Genomic DNA, 20,524 nt, shown 5'->3' with positions numbered 1-20,524 from the left:
CACTCTTTCTTCATCAATTCCCACCTCGCAAAAATCAATTACCCACCCTTCATTTTTATTCTTTTCGGCCGTTAATAATAACCTTTTACTACTGGCACAAAAAACATGAGATGGGATATACTTATTAAAGCAAAACCAGATGGCGAGGTGGAAAGATGTCGTATGACGGAACCGTTATGAGAGCGGTCTCCCTTGAACTGAACAGGAACCTGAAAGGCGCGCGCATCGATAAGATTTACCAGCCTGCCAGGAATGAAATACTGCTTTTGCTTAAAAAGCCGGGCTGCACACACAGGCTTTTGCTCTCCTCCGCAGCCCAGGAAGCCGGGATTTATTTCACTTCCCATCCCGTAAACAATCCCTTAGAACCTCCTCTTTTCTGCATGCTCCTTCGCAAGCACCTGGAAGGCGGCAAAGTGCTGTCCTGTTTACAGCAAGGACTTGAACGGGTTATGGAAATAACCTGCGAGGTTGTTGATGAACTCGGCGAAACCGCAAAACGCACCCTGATCATCGAAGTAATGGGGAAGTACAGCAACATAATCCTGGTGGATCCCGGCCGGGACGTAATAATAGACGCCATCCACAGGGTGACCGCAAATATGAGCCGCTACCGCCAGGTCCTGCCAGGTCTTCCCTACCAGCCTCCGCCTCCACAGGAAAAAACCCTTCCCTGGGATGTTGACCAGGATTCCTTTTACAGGAAGCTGCTCTCCTTCCCCCTGACCCAGAATTTGAACAAAATACTTCTGGCCGCTTTCAGCGGCTTTGGCCCCCAGACCGTTTCGGAGATTGTTTTTCGCAGCGGCCTGGAAGACAGCACTCCCCTTGAATACTGCGGGGAGTACGAGCTAAGCAGGTTATGGCGCTCTTTTTCCCAGGTGACGTGCGATATTAAAAATGGCTCCTTTTCACCTGAAGTCGTAATCCGGGATCAAACGCCTCTCGCTTTTTCCGCCATCTCCATGACCCAGTACCCCAAGGAATGGCGCCGCGAGTTTCCCAGCATCAGTGAAGCCGCAGATTGTTATTTCCATTCCAAAAAAACCGTCGCTCTTTTCAACCAGAAAAAAAACGACCTCTTCCAGGTCATAAAAAAAGAGACCTTGCGCTGCGAGAAAAAGGCCGGCCTTCTACTCGGAACAATCAGAGAGGCAGAAGAATGCGGGAACTACCAGTTGTGGGGAGAACTCCTTATCGCTCACCTTCACACCCTTCGTCCCGGGAAGGAAGCCGAAGTCGTCAACTACCACGATCCCGGCGGCAGTACAGTCAAAATACCCCTGGATGAAGACCTTTCCATCATGGATAACGCCCAGCTCTATTTCCAGAAATACCGGAAGGCCCAAAACGCCGCGCGACAGGCTGGCCATCAATACGAGGAAACCAGTTCAGAACTCGAATACCTGGCCAGCCTCGCCGCCGCCCTGGAGAATGCAGCAGACTTACACGAACTGGAGGAAATAAAAACGGAAATGCAGGAAGCAGGTTACATCAAGACTTCTCCAGGCAGGGCGGGAAAAACAAAACACGCGGCTCCTGCCGCCAGTCTCCCGCAAAAGCTCGTGATTGATGGTTGGGAAGTTTACCTGGGTAAAAACAACAAGCAAAACGACTTCCTGGTAACAAAAATAGCTAGACCCGAAGACATCTGGCTGCATACCAAAAACATCCCGGGCTCGCATGTGCTGGTACGAAATCCGGCCGGTAGGGAACTCCCCGCTGGAGTGCTGGAAAAGGCCGCCCTGCTGGCGGCTTACCATTCCAGGGGCCGGCTGTCAGCCAATGTGCCTGTTGACTACACTCCCAAAAAACATGTTTGGAAAAGAAAAGGCGCCCGGCCGGGCATGGTTCATTATGAAAACCAGCGAACCGTTCACGTCACTGCGACCGAAGAAAAAATAAAAGCAATCTTGGACAGTTCACGCGCTCTTTAGTTCAAATTTCCTGGTATTCCATGATCAGGACACTGTCTTCTCCATCCACCTCCTGCAGGTTGACCCGCACCATCTCCTTTTTCGAAGTGGGAACATTTTTCCCTATATAATCGGCCCGTATAGGCAGTTCCCTGTGACCCCTGTCGATCAAGACGGCAAGCTGGATAAGCTGAGGCCGGCCAAGGTCAATAATGCCCTCCATGGCCGCTCTGACTGTCCTGCCGGTATAGAGGACATCGTCAACCAGGATAATCTTTTTTCCTTTAATATCATAGGGAATATCCGTGCCGTGAACAATAGGGTAATCGCTCAGGGCTGTCAGGTCATCCCTGTAAAGAGTAATATCAAGCTTTCCTACTCTGACCTTCACGCCTTCGATTTCCCATATAAACCCCGACAGGCGCTCGGCCAGGGGAACGCCGCGGCGTCGTATTCCTACCAGGATAAGGTCATTCACATTCTTCGTCTTTTCAACAATCTCGTGAGCAATCCTGTTTAAAGAACGCCTGATTCCGTCCCTGTCCAATATTTTGGCTTTTTCCCTGTACACAACCACTATCCCCTTTCCTTAACGAACAGGTACTTGCTGCCCAGTTTTTCGAGAACCTTAACGAGTCCCGGCGGAGGAGGGCATGAAAACTCAAGCCATTCCTCGGTTCGCGGGTGGAAAAAACCGATGGTCCCGGCATGCAGTGCCTGCCCTGTCAGCCCTGGCAACGTTTTTTTCGGTCCATATTTAGGGTCACCTGCAACCGGGTGATGAATATAGGCCATATGTACCCTGATCTGGTGGGTTCGTCCTGTTTTCAGCCGACATTCCACCAGGGTATAGCCTTCCAGACGCTCAAGCACGATGTATTCTGTGCAGGCCGCCTTGCTGTTTTTCAAGACTACAGCCATTTTTTTCCTATCTTTAAGGTCGCGCCCGATCGGGGCCTCGATGATCCCGCCCGGTTCCGCGATCTTGCCGTGAACCAGGGCAATGTATATCCTTTTTACCGTATGCTCTTTCAACTGCCTGGCCAGGTTATGGTGTGCCTCATCATTTTTGGCCACCAGCAAAAGCCCCGAGGTGTCCTTGTCTAGCCGGTGCACTATCCCCGGACGCAGGACACCGTTAATTCCGGAAAGGTCGCGGCAGTGATACAGCAAAGCATTGACCAGCGTCCCGCTAAACCTACCGCTGGCCGGGTGGACGACCATCCCCTGCGGCTTGTTAACCACAATTAAATCCGGGTCCTCATAGACAATATCCAGAGCAATCGGTTCAGGTACTGCCAGAAGCGGCTGAGGTGCTTGGATTTCACATCGTATTTCGTCTTTCAGGTTTATCCTGTAGTTAGCTTTCTCGGGTTTGCCGTTTACTATAACCTTGTTTTCTGCAATCAAACGCTGAACCTGGGTACGGCTTAAATTCCCCATCTTTTCTTTGAGAAACACATCCAGCCGCATTCCCTTGTTTTCCTGGGCGACGGAAAAAACAAGCCGTTCCATTTTCAACACCTGCGCCTGTCTGGCTTTAGTACTTGCCAGGCCAAAAGAATAACCCCGACCACAATGGCTGAATCGGCGATATTAAAAATATACGGCCAAATTCCGCGAAAATCAATGAAGTCGATAACAAGCCCCCCTTTGACACGGTCCACAAGGTTTCCGAACGCACCTCCCGCCACCATGCCCAGGGCAACCGCAAACCAGGTATTCTTACCGGAGCTGTTCCGCGCAGTGTAAACAATTATCCCCAGCATTACCAGCGTGATAACAATAAACAGCCACCTTTTATCAGCCAGCATTCCGAAAGCTGCGCCGGGATTTTTCACATAAGTAAGATGAAAGAACCCGTTAATGATGGGAATACTCTCGGCCAGCTTCATATGCGCGCCGATCAGATATTTTGTTGTCCTGTCAAGAAGAATAATTAACAGCACCGTAATCCAGAATGTCATTTTCCCGCTCCAAGGTCTTTTAGGCTATTTTTCCAAGCTGTATGTAACCAGTTTGACGATATTGGCAATAAAATCTCCGATAACCGGCAGGTTAAGAAGAACCAGCTTCTGTAAAAAATAAACAACAAAAGCCCCCAGAATGGTAAAGCCTACTGCCATCCCCAGTCCACGGGCGAGCCCGGCAATAAAATTAATCGCCAGCATCCTCTTCGTGTTGTTGAGGTATTCCATGTACTCGGCCATCTTCATTTTCTCCATGGCTTCAGCCAGCTGCCTGATCCTGTTTTCCAAATCGCCCATCTTGCGTGCTCCATAATTTCGCGTTCAAGCTATATTATACCCTATCAACTACTGCTTATTTTTAAATATTTCCCTCCTCGATCATTTCAATAAATTTTTCCACGACTGCCGGTTCAAATTGGGTCCCGGCGCATTTCTTCAATTCTTCGACGGCCTCCTCCTTGCTTTTGGCAGGACGGTAGGGAAGCGGTATTGTCATAATATCATATGCATCAATGACGGATAGAATCCTGCAGATTAACGGTATTTCACTGCCTTTCATTTTTGAGGGATAACCGCTGCCGTCCCACCACTCATGATGATGCAGAATGTATTCGGCAACATGCGCCAGTTGATTGGTCCTAACGGCCATATTATAACCGATCCTGACATGCTTCTTCGCTTTTGACATTTCGTTCTGGGATAATTTACCTGCTTTAAACAAAATCTCATCGGGCACACCCAGCTTACCCAGGTCGTGGATACTGGCTACCAGGAGAAGGTCGTTTTTCATTTTTTCGTCAAGACCCAGCCGGTCGGCCATTTCCCCGGCCATTTTTACCATTCTCTTAATATGGCCGTGCGATGCATAATCCTTTTCCGACAAAGCTGAAAGCAGCAGTTCAATAACCCTGTTTTTAACGCTTTCTGTTTTGCTGTATTTATGGTAATACATGTCGTCATCCGCCAGGTGATAAAGGTCATACACGCTTCCGCGCTTTCCTTTGCTGTTCAATGTAGCCACACCCACGGATATGCTCAGTGGTATAAAGGGATTCCCACTGTTGTGACTTTCAACGGCCTTGTGAATATTTTCTCTCCTCTGGTTTGCCACCTTCTGAGAAACGTTGGGAAGAATGATGCAGAACTCGTCTCCGCCGATGCGTGACAGGGTGTCTCCTCTCCTGATGGAATTGGCGAGAATATCAGCCACATATTTGATCTGGCGGTCTCCTTCCGTGTGGCCAAAGGTGTCGTTCACAATCTTATGTCCGTCTATATCAACAGAAATGATGCTCAAAGGAAGATACTGCTCGAGATTTTTATTGATGCGCTTCATTTCATAATCGAAAAACGCCCTGTTGTATAAACCGGTCAAGGGGTCTTTAAAACTCAAATACCTGTAGCGTTTCTCGCTTTTCTTTAATTCCTGCTGGGCGTCTGCCAGTTCTTCCAGCAGGCAGTTGATCGAGCGCCCCAGCTCTTCAAGCTCATATTTCCCTGTAACATTAAGACAGCCGTCCGGTCCCCCTTTCGTTCTGAGGAACTCCACACCTTCCTTCAGTTGGGCTATGGGCTGCAAAAACGTTTTATCCAGGCTGTAAATGACGACAGCTCCCATCAGAACGCCGGTAGCAGCAATTGATAAAATCATGTATATACTCTCTGGCCTTTCTTCAAACCCAAACAAAAAAAATCCTACCGCCAGAATGGCCGCCAGTGAAAACGCCACGGTCAAGCCAATCCTTTTTGTCATCAAACACCGCAGGGACATACAGCTTCCCTCACCAACTTAATAGTTAACAAGACCTATATTATTATTCAACAATAATTCCGTTTTACCTTTTTTTCTTTTTGCCTCGTAATTAATTGTTCAGCGCGGTGATGGGAGCCGGTATCCTGCCGCCTCGCCTGATAAAAGCGTCAGCCTTAAATTTGCTGACCGGCATGATGGGCGCGCTTCCCAAAAGCCCGCCAAACACCACCTTATCTCCCACCCTGCCCCCCGGGACAGGAATTATCCGGACCGCGGTTGTTTTCCGGTTAACCATCCCGATAGCGGCTTCGTCTGCAATTATGGCCGCCAGGGTTTCAGCCGTAGTGTCTCCGGGCACGGCTATCATATCCAGACCGACGGAACAAACACAGGTCATGGCTTCCAGCTTGTCTATGCCGAGGCTGCCGTCTTCAACCGCCCTGACCATGCCTGCGTCCTCACTCACTGGAATAAAAGCGCCGCTTAAACCGCCGACATAAGAAGAAGCCATCGCCCCGCCCTTTTTTACCGCATCGTTAAGCAGGGCCAAGGCGGCGGTACTTCCGTGTCCGCCTGTTTTCTCTATGCCCATAGCTTCAATAATATCGGCCACACTGTCTCCAAGCGCCGGCGTGGGAGCCAGAGACAAATCGACGATGCCGAACGGTACTTGGAGCCTCCTGGCTGCTTCCCTTCCCGCCAGTTCTCCCATCCTCGTTATCTTGAAAGCCGTGCGTTTAATGATTTCGGCCAGAGAGCCAAAATCAGCCTGGGGGTTGTTTCTTACCGCATTCAGTACCACCCCCGGCCCGCTGATGCCGATATTAATTGCCGCCTCAGGCTCGCCCAGGCCATGAAATGCACCTGCCATAAAAGGGTTGTCCTCCACTGCGTTGCAGAATACTACCAGTTTGGCGCAGCCGACGGCACCCAGCTCTTTGGTCAGCTCTGCCGTCTCTTTAATAATTCTACCCATCCGGTAGACCGCATCCATGTTGATCCCCGTCCTGGTGGTCGCCACATTAACGGATGAGCAGACCCTCTCCGTGGCCGAAAGGCTTGCCGCGATAGAATTGAGGAGGTTTTCGTCTCCCTTGGTCAACCCCTTATGTACCAAGGCCGAAAAACCGCCGATAAAATTAACGCCGACCTGTTCGGCCGCCTTTTCCATAGCCAGGGCCAGCGGTAAATAATCGTTCCCGTCACACCCTTCCCCTACCAGTGAGATGGGAGTTACCGAAATCCTCTTGTTAATGATGGGAATGCCGTATTCGCGAGAAATGTCCTCCCCCACCTTTACCAGTCGCTCCGCCTTTTTGCTGATTTTATCGTAGATCCTCTCGGCTGTATGAACAATGCTGCTGCTGGTGCAGTCTCTCAAACTTATGCCCATGGTAATAGTCCGGATATCCAGTTTTTCAGACTGGATCATGCGGATTGTTTCATATATCTCTCCTGGGGTCAATGAAAAAGGCATTTTGATCCCTCCTAAATCCGGTGCATAAATTTGAATATGTCCTCATGCTGTGCATTGATCTGCACACCGATTTCTTCGCCCTTTTCGGCTAAAATACGCTGCAGTTCCTGCAGGCTTACCGTGGCTTTTGCCAGGTCAACAACCATTATCATGGTAAAAAAATTTTGCATGATCGTCTGGCTGATATCAAGAATATTGACATTCTGCTCAGACAGCGCCGAAGTGACACCCGCAATAATACCGACTTTATCGCGGCCCACCACGGTTATGATTGCCCGATTTTGTTCTTCATCCATGGATATTCCCTCCCGCCCACCGTTCATATAAAAATAACATTAATTTATTATATCAATTAATGCCTGCTTTTGCCTCATTTTTTGCCTTGCATAAAAAAATCACAAAAAAACCCCTGCAAGGCACGGGACATTTTCCAAAATAGCTTATTTGCCAGCCGCGGCACTGAAGGCTGCCGCGTAAATGTCCTTGCACACGTCAGCAAAAAGCTGCAGGTCACTGCCTGCCGAAGCCAGGGTAGACACGCCGCAGCCGGACAAAACCAAGATGATCTTGCAGCTCCACGCTGCAAACAGTTTCAGGTAGCGCCCATCGGTTATATAATAACTTTCTCCCCAATCAAGGGAATGCACTTCACCCCAACAGGCTGCACCCGTTTTTTCCGGATCGAAATGGCCAAGCGGCAGGGTTTTATCCTTTAAGGCGGCCTTGAACCACCTGTATTCCTGGTACTGCGGGGTAACCAGGAAAAGACCGAACCCTCGTCGAGCCAACAATCTCAAAGCGGGCAAGGTTTCCGGGTATAACTCCAGGCAATCTGACGTTTTAATTGTCCCCCTGAACGCGGTACCTTCTCCCGAAAAAAAAATCGCCTTTTCCATGTTCCCTGCACCCCCGTCCCCTTTACTATATGACGGGAAAAACACGGGTGTGCATGGGACCTTTTAATCCCTTTTATTTGTTTGGTCTCCAGCGCAGAACGGGCTTACGGGCTGCCGCGACTTCGTCCAGCCGGCCAACAGGAGTCACATGAGGCGCTTCGTGCAGAATTTCCGTGTTCTCTCCGGCTTCCCTGGCTATCGAAGCCATGGCGTCCGCAAAAGCATCAAGGGTCTCTTTGCTCTCCGTCTCGGCTGGTTCAATCATCAGCGCTTCTTCCACAATGAGAGGGAAATAAACCGTCGGCGGGTGATACCCGTAATCAAGGAGACGCTTGGCTATGTCAACGGCGCGAACTTCTTTTTCTTTAAGGTTTTTGGGGGTGATAACAAATTCATGTTTGCACGGTCCTGGAAAAGGCTGGTGATAATAAGGCGCCAGTTTGGCCATGAGGTAATTGGCATTAAGAACAGCATTTTCGCTGGCAGCCTTAAGCCCTTCTTTTCCCATCCTGCTTATATAAGTATACGCCTTAACGACTACCGAAAAATTGCCGTAAAACGCTTTTACCTTCCCGATTGACTGGGGCCTGTCGTAATCCAAATAGTACCGCTGCTCATTCTCTTGGTCACACATTACCACCGGAACCGGTAAAAACGGCTCAAGAAATGCCTTCACGCCCACCGGGCCGGAGCCGGGACCTCCTCCGCCGTGCGGTGCGGAAAATGTTTTATGCAGATTGAAATGAACCACATCGAACCCCATGTCACCAGGCCGCGCATAACCCATAATCGCGTTCATATTAGCCCCATCGTAGTATAAAAGACCGCCGGCTTCATGAACAATACGGGCGATTTCCAGTATATCCCTCTCAAAAAGGCCCAGGGTGCTGGGATTTGTCAGCATAAGGGCCGCAGTATCTTCTCCTACCGCCCGGCGCAGTTCCTCCAGGTCAACAGTACCCGCACGGTTGGAACGCAGCTGGATGATTTCACAGCCGCCCAGCGCCGCTGTCGCCGGATTGGTGCCGTGCGAAGAATCGGGTACGATAACCTTGTTACGCCCGTACTGTCCCCTGGATTCATGATAGGCCATGATGATGAGCAGCCCGGTAAACTCGCCGTGGGCTCCCGCTGCCGGCTGCAAGGAAACGGCATCCATTCCCGCGATTTCTCCCAGGTACTGCTGTGTTTTGTACATCAAGGCCAGGGCGCCCTGTACTGTTTCTTCCGGCTGGTACGGGTGCAGCCCGGCAAACCCTGGCAGGCTGGCCGCATCCTCGTTGATTTTGGGGTTGTACTTCATCGTGCAGCTGCCCAGGGGGTAAAAACCCGTATCCACCCCGTAATTCAATTGGGAAAGCCTTGTATAATGACGCACCACTTCCCCCTCCGTCAGTTGCGGAAGCAGCGGCGGCACCTTTCTTTCCAATCCCGGCGGCAGCGGGGTCATTTTCAAGTCTTTTTCCTTCATGATGGGCTCAAGCGGCGGTAAATACTTCTCCTGCCTGCCTTCTTCGCTTTTTTCAAAAATCAATTTTTCCATCACCGGTTCCCTCCCATACCCTGATGAGCTTGTCTATTTCCTGGTATGTGCGCATCTCCGTCACACACAGCAGGATATGACCTGACAGTTCCGGATAAAACCGCATCAAATCGAGCCCTCCCAGGATTCCAGCTTTCCACAGCCTCTTGTTAACCTGCTGCGGTTCCTCTTGCGTCCTGACAACGAATTCCTTGAAAACAGGAACCGAAAAAGGAACCGTAACGCCAGGAATCTTTTCCAGGCGCGACATGGCGTAGTTGCTCTTCATCCGGCACTGCCTGCCTACTTCGCTTAAACCGACCGGGCCCATGAGCGCAAGATAAATGGTGGCCGCCAGCGCGCAGAGGGCCTGGTTGGAACAAATATTGGAGCCGGCTTTTTCCCGGCGGATATGCTGCTCACGAGCCTGAAGCGTAAGCACAAATCCTTCGCGCCCATCTTTATCTCTTGTTTTGCCGACAATCCTGCCGGGCAGGCGGCGTACCATGTTTTCCTTCACCGCCATAAACCCGAGGTGCGGACCTCCGTAACTCATGGGAAGTCCCAGGCTCTGCCCTTCGCCCACCGCTATATCCGCTCCCAGTTTCCCTGGACTTTCAATTAGGCCGAGGGAAACGGGATCCACGCAGGCGATGAGCAGCGAACCGGCCTCGTGAACAGCGCCGGCCAGCAGGTGCAGCGGTTCAATGCTTCCCAGGAAATTCGGGTTTTGAACAGCCACCCCGGCCACATCCTTGTCCAAAAGCTTTTCCAGGGCTCTTTGGCTGGTAAGCCCTTCTTCCCAGGGGATCTCCTTTATTTCCAGCCCCCGCCTCCGCAAATAAGTCCGCATGGTCTGGCGGTACTCCGGATGCAGCAGGCTGCTGACCAGAATAACCCTCCGGCGCGTGGCTTCAGCCGCCATCAGAGCCGCGTCGGATACAGCAGTAGCGCCGTCATAGACAGAGGCATTAGCGGCATCCATCCCGGTCAGCTCGCAAATCATGGTCTGGTACTCGAAAATTGCCTGCAGTATCCCCTGGCTTATTTCAGGCTGGTATGGGGTATAGGCGGTGTAGAATTCAGAACGGGACAAAAGATGTTTCACTGCTTTAGGCTGGTAATGCTGGTAAGAACCGGCGCCAAGAAAACAGGTGTACTGTCCGCTGTGGCAGTTTTTTTCAGCCAGCTCAGCCAGGTGGTCCCAGGTCTCTTTTTCCGAGAGACCTCCCGGCAGCCGCAGTTCGCCCTTAAACCTGACCTCTGCGGGAATATCGCCGAAAAGCTCTTCTATGGACCGTGCCCCGATCGTGCGCAGCATTTCTTCCACCTGGGCCTGAGTATGCGGTATATAAGGAATCATCATTTCCCCTCCTCGGCCAGCCTGGCTTCATACTGCTCCTCTGATAAAAGATCGCCGGCCAGTTCGGTGAATTCCATTTCGACCATCCACCCGTCTCCATAAGGGTCCTTGTTTACCAGTTCCGGATTGTTAAACAGGGCTTCATTCACGGCGGTAACCTTTCCCCGGCACGGTGAATAAACATCCGAAGCCGCTTTTACTGACTCCACGACCCCCAAAACATCCCCTATTTCCAGCTCTTTGCCCACTTCGGGAAGCTCCACAAAAACCACGTCCCCCAGTGCTTCCTGGGCATAATCGGTAATACCGACCAAGGCCTTCGTACCTTCCACTTTAATCCATTCGTGCTCCCTGGTATACTTCAATTCACTCTCGCCCATTTGACCAACCTCCCTTTTTTTTATAAAACGGTCTGTTGACTATTTCGGCAGCAGCCCACCTGCCCCTGATCATCACTTCTATTCTATTGCCCGCAACCGCTTCCTGTGCCTGAACATAGCCCATCCCTAAGCAGCCGTCCAGGCTGGGAGCATAACTTCCGGAAGTCGCCTTGCCAATAACCCGCCCCATTTTTAGCAGTTCGTAACCAGCCCTGGGAACACCTCTTTCCACCATCACAAAACCAACCAGTTTCTTTTTGACCCCTTCCCTTTTCTCCTGTTCCAGGGCTTCCCTGCCTATGAAACCGCCTTTTCCCCAGGATACAAACCTTTCAAGCCCTGCTTCCAGGGGTGTGGTGCTTTGGCTCAATTCATGACCATATAAAGGCATCGACGCTTCCAAACGCAGCGTGTCCCTAGCTCCCAGCCCGGCAGGAACCAGTCCTGCCGGTTTTCCTGCTTCCATGATCCTATCCCAGGCCTCTTTGGTTTCACCAACCCTCAAATAAATCTCAAACCCGTCTTCGCCGGTGTACCCAGTCCGCGAAACAAGCGCTTCCAGGCCCGCAACCCTGGTCTTTAGAAAAGAATAATACCTCATCCCCTCCAGTTTCGCCTCGCATAATTTGCCCAGAATCTCCGCAGAGCGGGGTCCCTGCACCGCTATTTGGCCGGTTTCCGCTGAGATGTCCCTTATTTCAACACTGTCTCCATGACCCGTAGTCTTTTGATGTCCCCTAAGCCAGTCCACGTCCTTGTCCTTATTTCCGGCGTTAACCACCAGCAAAAAGCTCTCCTCTCCAAGCCTGTAAACCAGCAGGTCGTCCACCACTCCGCCTGATTCGCAACACATCAGGCTGTACTGGACCTGGCCGGTTTCAAGCGATGCCGGGTCACTGGTGAGCAGTTTTCTCAGGAAAAAAAGCGCCCCTTTTCCGGAGACTCTTATTTCTCCCATATGAGAAACGTCAAATATCCCGGCGGCGCTGCGCACGGCCCTGTGCTCCTCCAAAACGCCGGTGTACTGTATGGGCATGATCCACCCGCCAAATCCCGCCATCCTGGCACCCAGTTCTACATGCCGTTCGTACAGCGGGGTCTTAAGCAAACTAACCATGTGGCCGACCACCTCTCTTTTTCAAAATCTGCCCGTTTTTTTAATTTCTAATCCCAAAAAGAAAGGACAAAGCAAAACAGCAGCAACATTCTCCTACTGTTTTCCCTGTCCTTTTACCTGAGAGTTTCTCCGGTAAATCCCGGTTTACCCCTTTGGTGTATTTATGCCGGCATAAATACCTCTCCAGGGACACGTCCACCTGCGGTGCTGTTTGCCTGAGAGATTCAACCGGCGCCAGTAATTTTCCGGTTTTGCTCCTTCGGCGCTCATTAAGAGACTCTCCCGCCGGGCTTCATCCGTACCTTTTTTAAGTTTCATGGTAAATATTCCACGCGTTTTTCGGTATTCCTGCCAGCGGATTATTATTTCTATCTTTCTTTTTACTGTTGGCGGTGGTATTTGAATCAATATTCCTAAAACCGCTGAATAAAATGTATTATTAACAAGACCATCCTTTGAGAGGTTCTCCATGAGAAAAAAAATAGCCGGGCAGCTTTTAATATTCTGCCTCCTTTTTTTAGCCTGGTGGTATACCGTGCAGCAAAAAGCACTAATCCCGGCATCAGGCCTCATCACCGGCCCGCTTCCTGTTTTCCCGCAAGTCCAGGTGAACCTGCTGCAGTCAAAAAACCCCGTGCTGGTGGAAGACGCGGTCAATGAAACGTCCCGGGCGCTTTTGCGCTATATAGTTCCCGACCTGGCCGGAGAACCATGGCAAAAAAAGCACCTGTTCCTCGATATGTTTGGCGATAAAGAACCGGAATTGGTCTTTGCGTTTTCCCTGCCGCCGGACAGAGGGATCCTGGCCGTAATACAAAAACAAAATTCCCGCTATGTCCTCTGTTGTTTTATAGACGACCTGCTGCCGGTGGGCAGGATCGATCAGGTTGCCGGTCCCGAAGGAAAGGATATCCTTATAACCCGGGAGGACCACAATGAAAGAACGGGCGCATACTCGGAATCGCAAACCCTCAAGCTTTGGACCTGGCAAAAAAACAAGCCGGAAACCGCGTGGGAAGAGCAAACATTCTGGGAATTAAACCTGCTCAATACCTGGTATGACCCGCAGACCCGGCCGGCGCAGTGGTATAAACTCATCCAGGAACTCACCGTCACCATGCAGGCTGCACCCTCTTGCCAGGTCCGGGTGGAAGGCGAACAGCGTTTTTTTTGTTCGCCAGCAGGGGAAAAGGAAACCCTGCCGGCCCCTTATCATTTTGACCTTGTATCCGCAAGAAATATTCAGGCTAACTATCAATGGGATAAAGAGTGGCGCAGGTTCATTTTAAGCGCAGGAACCCTCGACCAGCCGGGTGCCGGGCCGCAAACGGTCGTGATCCTCAGGGATATGGAAAAGCACCTAGAGTCAATGGTTTTGCCCTGGCAAAAACAGTTTTACCAGGTTTTAACCAGAGAAGGCCAGATTATCCTGGCCAAAAAAGAACAGGTTAAACCAGCCCCGTAGCAAGCGAGCAGCAAGAGGGGAAGGCCCTTGCTGACCCCTTTTATTCCGGCCTAGCGTTTGCCCGAAGAAAGGGCCGCTTCCGCGGCCGCTTCACCGGCAGCGTATCCAGTGGAAAAAGCGGCCTGCAGGTTGTATCCACCCGTGTAACCGTCGATATCAAGAATCTCGCCTGCAAAATAAAGACCTTTGACCAGTCTAGACTCCATGGTCTTCGGGTTGATTTCTGTTAATAAGACTCCCCCTGCCGTCACAATCGCTTCGGAAAGTGAACGCGGTCCTGCAATGGTCAGGGTAAAGCCGGTCAAAACGTCGAGCAGCCGCCTCCGCTCTTCCCTCGTCAGCTGGTTAACAAATTTGCCGGGATTAATGCCGCTTGCCTCGATGATCCGGGGAATCAACCTCTTGGGCAAAAGGTCGTCCAGGGCATTTTTCAACTGCTTCTTCCTGTATTTTTGAAAATCCCTTGCCAGCCGCCTGTCCAGCTCTTCTTTGGAAAGCGCCGGTTTAAGGTTAATTTTCAGCTTCAGCTTCCCGGGTGCTGCCGCCCTCTCCACAACTTTTCTGCTTAAGGTCATAATAATAGGACCTGAAACACCAAAATGGGTAAACAGCATTTCCCCGAACTCCCCGGCCAGTGCTTTCTCTTCCTCCAGGACCGAAGCCTCCACGTTTTTCAGGGTAAGGCCCTGCAGTTCCTTAACCCATTCCTCCCTTATGTTCAGCGGTACGAGGGCTGGCCGCAGCGGCACTATTGTGTGCCCGAGCCTCGCTGCCCAGTCATAGCCATCACCCGTTGACCCTGTTGCCGGGTATGATTTGCCCCCGGTGGCTACAATAACTTGATAAGCGCTGATTGCTTCTTGGGCAGTCCTTATTCCCCTGACTGCTCCATTTGCCGCCATTATTTCCAAAACTCTTTCGCCTAAACGAACATCCACTCCGTTTTCAGCTAGGTACCTGCTCAATCCTGCAACAATATCGGCTGCCCGGTCAGAGGCCGGAAAAACGCGCCCGCCCCTTTCCTTTTTCAACGGGATTCCCCGTTTTTCCAGGAACTGCATGAGGTTTACGTTGGAAAACCTGTTTAACGAACTGTATAAAAACTGCCCGTTACATGGGTAATTTTCGATAAAATCCCGTAATTCGCCGCTGTTGGTGACATTGCAGCGACCCTTTCCGGAAATGCCGATTTTTCGCCCCAGCACCCTGTTCTTTTCCAGGAGGATCACCCTGGCCCCCAGTTCCCCGGCCCGGCCAGCTGCCATCATCCCGGCAGCCCCGCCGCCTATTACCACAACCGGCTGGTTGTTCATCCTCAATTCTGCCCCGCCATTACTTGCGCGCAGCGCCGGCACAGGGTGGGATGCGCTTCTTCCAATCCCGTGGTTTCTGAATATATCCAGCAGCGTTCGCATTTTTTTCCGGGTGCTTTTTGCACAAGGACTGCGACATCCGGAATATCTTCGCTCGAATAAGCACCGGCCGGCGCTTCCCCTTTAGGATAAACGGCCACGCTCGAGGTGATCAGGATAGTGGGCAGCTCGCTTTCCAATTCCTTCAAAAATTGATACCACTCGCCGGCGGCATACAGCTGAACGCGTGCATCCAGGGAATGCCCGATGACCTTTTGCTGGCGAGCTTCCTCCAGGGGCTTAGCTGCATACTCCCTGATCTCCAGTATTTTTTCCCAGCGTTTTTCCAGATCACTATCAACGCAGCGTTCGTTGTACTCCGGCCATCCGGCTGCCTGTACCGTTGCTGCTCCTTTGTTATAAGGCAAGTACTGCCAGATTTCTTCCGTGGTAAAAGCCAGGATGGGGGTGAGCATTCTGACCAGCGCTGAGATTATCTCGTACATGGTTTGCTGGGCGCTCCTGCGCTCGAGCGAACCGGCTTTTGCCGTATAGACCCTGTCTTTAATGATGTCCAGGTATATTGCGCTCATATCCACGGCACAGAAATTGTGGATGCTGTGGTATACCACATGAAATTCATAATTCTCATAGGCGTCCGTAACCCTTTTTATCAATTTGTGCAGCTTAAGAAGCGCCCACCTGTCGATTTCGGCTAGTTGCTCATAAGATACCCCGTCTTTTTCAGGATTAAAGTCGTAAAGATTTCCCAGGATGTAGCGGCAGGTGTTGCGAACTTTCCGGTATGCCTCCGTTATCTGTTTTAGAATATTGGGCGAGGCGGCCACATCGGTCCGGTAATCGGCGGAAGAAACCCACAGTCTCAGTATATCCGCCCCCATCTGTTCGATAACTTCCAGAGGGTCTATCCCGTTCCCAAGGGATTTGGACATTTTTCTTCCCATTTCGTCGACCAAAAAACCATGAGTCAGAACCGCCCTGTACGGCGCCGTCCCCCGCACGGCCACCGATGTCGATAAAGACGAGTTAAACCAACCCCTGTGTTGATCGCTTCCTTCCAAGTACAAATCGGCAGGCCATCTCAGTTCAGGACGTTTTTCCAGAACGGCAAAGTGGCTTGAACCGGAATCGAACCAGACATCCATAATATCGGTTTCCTTGCGGAATTCTCTTCTACCGCAGGCTGGACAGGCAAGCCCCGGCGGGATCAGTTCTTCTGCCGGCCTGGCCCACCATACGTCTGAGCCGTGTTCAGCAAAAAGTTTCTGCAAATGGCCGATTGTGTCATCATTAATGATCTCTTTCCCGCATTCTTTGCAGTAAAAAATCGGGATAGGCACTCCCCAGGTTCGCTGCCTGGAGATACACCAGTCGCTCCGTTCGGCTACCATGTTGTGAATCCTGTCCTTTCCCCAGGCAGGGATCCAGCGGACCTCCTCGATGGCCTGCAGTATTTGCTGGCGGAACCCGTCAATTGAAGCAAACCACTGCTCAGTCGCCCTGAACATGACCGGCTTTTTACAGCGCCAGCAATGCGGGTACTGGTGCCTGATAAATCCCAGGTGCAGGAGCAGGCCCCTTTCCTTCAGCTCGGCGGATATTGCCTTATTGGCGTCTTCGATAAACATTCCTGCAAACTTGCCGGCTTCCCTGGTAAACCTTCCTCTGTCGTCAACCGGCGACAAAACTTCAAGACCGTATTTTTTACCGACCTCGAAGTCTTCTACGCCGTGTCCCGGAGCGGTGTGGACGCAGCCGGTTCCTTGCTCCGTCGTGACGTGTTCCCCCAGGACAACCACCGATTTCCGGTCATAAAAAGGATGGCGGCACGTAATTCCTTCCAGTTTTGCGCCGCGGAATTTTTTTTCGATATAATGCGGCGGGTTGCCCAGCACTTCGAGAAAAGACGCCGTAAGCTCCCCGGCAACTACATACTTTTCTTCGCCAACCGCCAGTACATTGTATTCCAATTCCGGATGGAGACAGATGGCCATGTTGGCCGGAAGCGTCCAGGGCGTGGTTGTCCAGATTACAAAATACGTGTTGTCCTCTCTCAGAACGTTATTCCCTTGGCTTACAGGAAACTTGACATAAATTGAAGCCGACTTTTTTTCGTTGTATTCGATCTCTGCCTCGGCCAACGCTGTTTCGCAACTCGGACACCAGTAGACCGGCTTCAGCCCTTTGTAAATATACCCTTTTTTAGCCATTTCGCCGAAAACACCGATTTGTACGGCCTCAAATTCAGGGCTCAGCGTGAGGTACGGGTTTTCCCAGTCCCCTCTTACTCCAAGGCGTTTAAACTGCTCTCTCTGGATATCTACGTATTTTAATGCATATTCCCTGCAATGCCTTCTGAACTCCAGGGGATCGGCAGCGTGCCTGTTTAAGCCCAGGGCCTTGATGGCTTGCTGTTCTATAGGCAGGCCGTGGGTATCCCAGCCCGGCACATAAGGTGAGTCATAACCTCTAAGGCTGTGGAATTTGACAATTATGTCTTTCAGCACCTTATTCAAAGTATGCCCAAGGTGAATGTCCCCATTGGCGTATGGAGGTCCATCGTGCAGGATAAATTTGGGCCGGCCTTTGCAGGACTCCTGGACAGTATCGTAAAGTTTGATTTCCTCCCATTTTCTCAAAATCTCCGGCTCCCTCTGCGGAAGGTTGGCCCGCATCGGGAATTCTGTTTTTGGAAGGTTGAGAGTTTCATTATACTTGTTAGCCTTTTCCATCCCTTTCTCACCTCTTACAAAACAAAAACTCCCCCCAAGGGGACGAGTTCTACCCGTGGTACCACCCCACTTACAGCCCTTGCTCCATAAAGTATAAAACAAAGCGGCAGCGAAAGTCAAATCCGGCCCCGTCCTTCAAAGCTCAAACTTTATGCCGCTTCTTGCCTGCGTCATCTCGAGGCGCCGAATCAGTTCTCCCTTGCTTATCCCTGCTGCCTTGATTATCTTGTGCCGGCTGGTATGTCCGGCAATTATTCTTACCGCATTTTTGGGCACATCCAGCCACTCGGCAATAAACCTGATGCAGGCCTCGTTTGCCTCTCCTTCCGTCGGTGGGGCAGTCAGTCTTATTTTAAGGTCCTGGCCCTGCAGCCCTCCAATTTCATTTCTTGCCGCCCGCGGCTGTACCTTAATGCTGAACAAGACCCCGCTTTCAGTCTCGGTTATCTTCCACGGACTCATGAACGTTTTCCTCCCGGCCTTCTGCCCCAGCACAAGGCTCTTCGTCAAAGTCGCTGCTCTCCAACATCTCAAGCTGGGCGGCAAGGAAACTCTTAAGCCTTGTTTTCAGCTGTTTTTCAAATGCTTTTAGTTGCTCCACCTTCCTTATGTTCTCCGTAACCTGGTCGTGGGCGCCGCTCACAATTTGTTCAGCCTTCTTCCTGGCCTCCCACAGCACCAGTTCAGCTTCCTTTTCAGCATTTTTCTTGGACTCTTCCAACATTTTCTGGGCAAGCAGCATCGTATTCTGCAGGGCATCCTCCGTTTCCTTGTAACGGCTGAGGTGCTCTTTTTGTTTTCTTATTTCTTCTTTGAGTTCCAGGTTTTCCTTGTACAGCGACTCGAAATCCTTGATTACCTCGTCCAAGAATTCGTCCACTTCATCAATGTCATAACCGCGAAACCCTCTTTTAAATTCCTTGTTGTGAATATCAAGTGGCGTTAACAAGCGATTTCCCTCCTCGGCTATCAGCTTTTCTTACACGCTTTACAGGTAACGAAGGATGCTGATTACCAGCCTTTCCAGCAGTTCCAGGGCTAGAAGAGCAAAAATCGGGGAAAAGTCGATCATCATTCGCCCTCCAATCAGCCTGCGAAACGGAGCCAAAACCGGTTCCGTAACCTCGTAAACAAACCGAAATACGCTTTTATACGGATCATGAGGTATCCAGGACAGCAAAACGCGAACGATAATCAACCCGTAGTACACTTCAAAGGCGACCCGAACATAAGGTATAAGCCGGTACAATTTCCCACTCTCCCCTGCTGTTTCGTTTTATAAACTGCTATAATTCCTCCGCTCTTTTTGCCGCTGTCACAACTGTTTTCATTACTGCTCCTCTCACTCCAGCCTTCTCCATTTCCAAAAGCCCGTAAATGGTGGTTCCGCCGGGGGAAGTCACCATGTCTTTTAACTGTGCCGGATGAAGTTTTGAATCTAAAACCATCATCGCCGCGCCTTTCACGGTCATGGCTGCCAGCTTATAAGCAGTATCCCGGGGAAGCCCCGCCATCACGCCTCCATCGGCCAAGGCCTCAATAAAAAGATAAGCAAACGCCGGACCGCTGCCGCTTAATCCTGTAACAGCGTTGAGCATGTCCTCCGGCAAAACGGTGACACTTCCCACAGCTTCAAAAACTTCACAAACCGACTGAAGTTCGCCGGGGGCCACACCTGGACCCGCAGCCAGGACGGTAGCGCCTGCGCCGATCAACGCGGGTGTATTGGGCATAGCCCTGATCACCTTGCTCCCCTGCGGCAGCAAGGACTCGATCTTTGCCCTGGTCACGCCGGCCAGGATGGAGACAAGAAGCTTGTCACTTGTAATCAACGACGAAAAACTCTCCACTGCCTCCAATAAATTCTGCGGTTTGACGGCAAGAATAATTATCTCGCCGAAGCGCACCAGTTCCCTGTTTTCACGGAAAGAAACAATCCCATAATTCTTCTTCAAAAGGTCCAGTCGTTCAAGGTTCTTTTCGCTTACCGCAATGGTGTTGGGGTCTCTACCCCTGGTCAGAAGCCCCCTGATAAAAGCTTCTCCCATGGCTCCCCCGCCGATAAACCCGATGCGTTTCAATGCTCAGTACCTCCTGTTGAAGTCATTCCCCTGCGTCAGCTTGTTGATCCAGGCAAAGACCTCTTTGGGCTGGCTCATGGAATGAATGTCCCCGGAAATATCAACATTGCTGGGCACGGCTATGATGATGCCTGAGCCTATTTTCTGCAAGGCCCCGCCAAGCGCGTAGGCAGTTCCGCCAACAAAATCAATGATCCGGCGTGCCAGCCCCAGGTCGATGTTTTCCAGGTTGATTATCACCGTGCGCTTGTTTTTCAAGCTGTCGGCAATTTGCTGGCAGTCGTCAAAGGCAGCCGGTTCAATTAAAACCACCTTTATTTGCTCCTTACTGGTATTTAAGGGAACAACCTGTCCTCTTGTTTTCCGTGACGGCTTCCATTCCGGGACCTCGTCCAAAGGACTCTCTTCCTCCACTACAACCTCCTCTTTGACCTCAGTAAAACCCACGAGATCCAAAAACCTGTCAAAGACTTTCAAGA

The 20,524-nt window shown here is 51.1% G+C and carries 21 protein-coding genes and 1 riboswitch; of the genes, 2 read left to right on the top strand and 19 right to left on the bottom strand.

What is annotated here, in order from left to right; all coding sequences use genetic code 11:
• Positions 1-155: 155 nt before the first annotated feature.
• On the top strand, positions 156-1,937 hold the full coding sequence (locus NUV48_03310) for an NFACT family protein (GenBank protein ID MCR4441166.1): 1,782 nt from the start codon (positions 156-158) through the stop codon (positions 1,935-1,937).
• A 1-nt stretch (position 1,938) separates the two neighbouring features.
• Here the strand turns inward: NUV48_03310 and pyrR are convergent, their stop codons facing one another.
• The 12 genes from pyrR to gcvT form a co-directional block, all read right to left on the bottom strand.
• Positions 1,939-2,487 carry a bifunctional pyr operon transcriptional regulator/uracil phosphoribosyltransferase PyrR gene (gene pyrR / locus NUV48_03305; GenBank protein ID MCR4441165.1) on the bottom strand — a complete coding sequence of 183 codons (549 nt, stop codon included), beginning with the start codon at positions 2,485-2,487 and terminating at the stop codon, positions 1,939-1,941.
• 5 nt (positions 2,488-2,492) lie between these two features.
• Entirely contained in the window at positions 2,493-3,431 is a 939-nt protein-coding gene (locus tag NUV48_03300; protein ID MCR4441164.1) for an RluA family pseudouridine synthase, read from the bottom strand.
• A gap of 2 nt (positions 3,432-3,433) precedes the next feature.
• A complete protein-coding gene (gene lspA / locus NUV48_03295) occupies positions 3,434-3,883 on the bottom strand; it encodes a signal peptidase II (protein ID MCR4441163.1) in 450 nt (149 codons plus the stop codon).
• Between the two features lie 24 nt (positions 3,884-3,907).
• Entirely contained in the window at positions 3,908-4,183 is a 276-nt protein-coding gene (locus NUV48_03290) for a DUF5665 domain-containing protein (protein MCR4441162.1), read from the bottom strand.
• A gap of 61 nt (positions 4,184-4,244) precedes the next feature.
• Complete coding sequence (locus NUV48_03285; GenBank protein ID MCR4441161.1) at positions 4,245-5,657, bottom strand: diguanylate cyclase; 1,413 nt, start codon at positions 5,655-5,657, stop codon at positions 4,245-4,247.
• A gap of 91 nt (positions 5,658-5,748) precedes the next feature.
• On the bottom strand, positions 5,749-7,116 hold the full coding sequence (locus tag NUV48_03280; protein ID MCR4441160.1) for a PFL family protein: 1,368 nt from the start codon (positions 7,114-7,116) through the stop codon (positions 5,749-5,751).
• Positions 7,117-7,127: 11 nt separating this feature from the next.
• The gene (locus NUV48_03275; GenBank protein ID MCR4441159.1) at positions 7,128-7,412 is read right to left on the bottom strand and encodes an ACT domain-containing protein; all 285 of its coding nucleotides are present in this window, start codon (positions 7,410-7,412) and stop codon (positions 7,128-7,130) included.
• A gap of 144 nt (positions 7,413-7,556) precedes the next feature.
• Entirely contained in the window at positions 7,557-8,012 is a 456-nt protein-coding gene (locus NUV48_03270) for a hypothetical protein (GenBank protein ID MCR4441158.1), read from the bottom strand.
• Between the two features lie 73 nt (positions 8,013-8,085).
• On the bottom strand, positions 8,086-9,555 hold the full coding sequence (gene gcvPB / locus NUV48_03265; protein ID MCR4441157.1) for an aminomethyl-transferring glycine dehydrogenase subunit GcvPB: 1,470 nt from the start codon (positions 9,553-9,555) through the stop codon (positions 8,086-8,088).
• Positions 9,536-10,900 (bottom strand): aminomethyl-transferring glycine dehydrogenase subunit GcvPA, encoded by a 1,365-nt coding sequence (gene gcvPA, locus NUV48_03260; protein ID MCR4441156.1) that lies wholly within the window; start codon positions 10,898-10,900, stop codon positions 9,536-9,538. Before gcvPA ends, gcvPB begins: the two co-directional genes overlap by 20 nt.
• Entirely contained in the window at positions 10,897-11,277 is a 381-nt protein-coding gene (gene gcvH / locus NUV48_03255) for a glycine cleavage system protein GcvH (GenBank protein MCR4441155.1), read from the bottom strand. The genes gcvPA and gcvH overlap by 4 nt, the downstream gene beginning before the upstream one ends.
• Positions 11,264-12,394: a glycine cleavage system aminomethyltransferase GcvT gene (gene gcvT, locus NUV48_03250; GenBank protein ID MCR4441154.1), complete on the bottom strand. Its 1,131-nt coding sequence runs from the start codon at positions 12,392-12,394 to the stop codon at positions 11,264-11,266. The genes gcvH and gcvT overlap by 14 nt, the downstream gene beginning before the upstream one ends.
• Positions 12,395-12,586: 192 nt before the next feature.
• Positions 12,587-12,689: riboswitch (glycine riboswitch) on the bottom strand.
• 174 nt (positions 12,690-12,863) lie between these two features.
• On the opposite strand from gcvT, the gene NUV48_03245 reads away from it, so the two are divergent.
• A complete protein-coding gene (locus NUV48_03245) occupies positions 12,864-13,859 on the top strand; it encodes a hypothetical protein (protein MCR4441153.1) in 996 nt (331 codons plus the stop codon).
• Positions 13,860-13,909: 50 nt separating this feature from the next.
• Here the strand turns inward: NUV48_03245 and NUV48_03240 are convergent, their stop codons facing one another.
• The 7 genes from NUV48_03240 to sepF all read right to left on the bottom strand — a co-directional run bounded on the left by NUV48_03240 (position 13,910) and on the right by sepF (position 20,522).
• Positions 13,910-15,172, bottom strand: a complete 1,263-nt coding sequence (locus NUV48_03240; GenBank protein ID MCR4441152.1) for an NAD(P)/FAD-dependent oxidoreductase — start codon at positions 15,170-15,172, stop codon at positions 13,910-13,912.
• A 2-nt stretch (positions 15,173-15,174) separates the two neighbouring features.
• The gene (gene ileS / locus NUV48_03235) at positions 15,175-17,964 is read right to left on the bottom strand and encodes an isoleucine--tRNA ligase (GenBank protein ID MCR4441151.1); all 2,790 of its coding nucleotides are present in this window, start codon (positions 17,962-17,964) and stop codon (positions 15,175-15,177) included.
• A 135-nt stretch (positions 17,965-18,099) separates the two neighbouring features.
• A complete protein-coding gene (locus NUV48_03230) occupies positions 18,100-18,426 on the bottom strand; it encodes a DUF167 domain-containing protein (GenBank protein MCR4441150.1) in 327 nt (108 codons plus the stop codon).
• Positions 18,398-18,913, bottom strand: a complete 516-nt coding sequence (locus tag NUV48_03225) for a DivIVA domain-containing protein (GenBank protein MCR4441149.1) — start codon at positions 18,911-18,913, stop codon at positions 18,398-18,400. Before NUV48_03225 ends, NUV48_03230 begins: the two co-directional genes overlap by 29 nt.
• Before the next feature lie 39 nt (positions 18,914-18,952).
• Positions 18,953-19,213: a YggT family protein gene (locus NUV48_03220; GenBank protein ID MCR4441148.1), complete on the bottom strand. Its 261-nt coding sequence runs from the start codon at positions 19,211-19,213 to the stop codon at positions 18,953-18,955.
• Positions 19,214-19,250: 37 nt separating this feature from the next.
• Positions 19,251-20,045 carry a pyrroline-5-carboxylate reductase gene (proC, locus tag NUV48_03215; GenBank protein MCR4441147.1) on the bottom strand — a complete coding sequence of 265 codons (795 nt, stop codon included), beginning with the start codon at positions 20,043-20,045 and terminating at the stop codon, positions 19,251-19,253.
• Between the two features lie 3 nt (positions 20,046-20,048).
• Positions 20,049-20,522 (bottom strand): cell division protein SepF, encoded by a 474-nt coding sequence (gene sepF / locus NUV48_03210; protein MCR4441146.1) that lies wholly within the window; start codon positions 20,520-20,522, stop codon positions 20,049-20,051.
• Positions 20,523-20,524 lie beyond the last annotated feature (2 nt).

The organism is Peptococcaceae bacterium, from assembly GCA_024655825.1.
Taxonomy (GTDB): Bacteria; Bacillota; Peptococcia; order DRI-13; family PHAD01; genus JANLFJ01.
The sequence above is the reverse complement of the archived record's forward strand: the minus strand, read 5'-3'. Positions and strand labels throughout refer to the sequence as shown.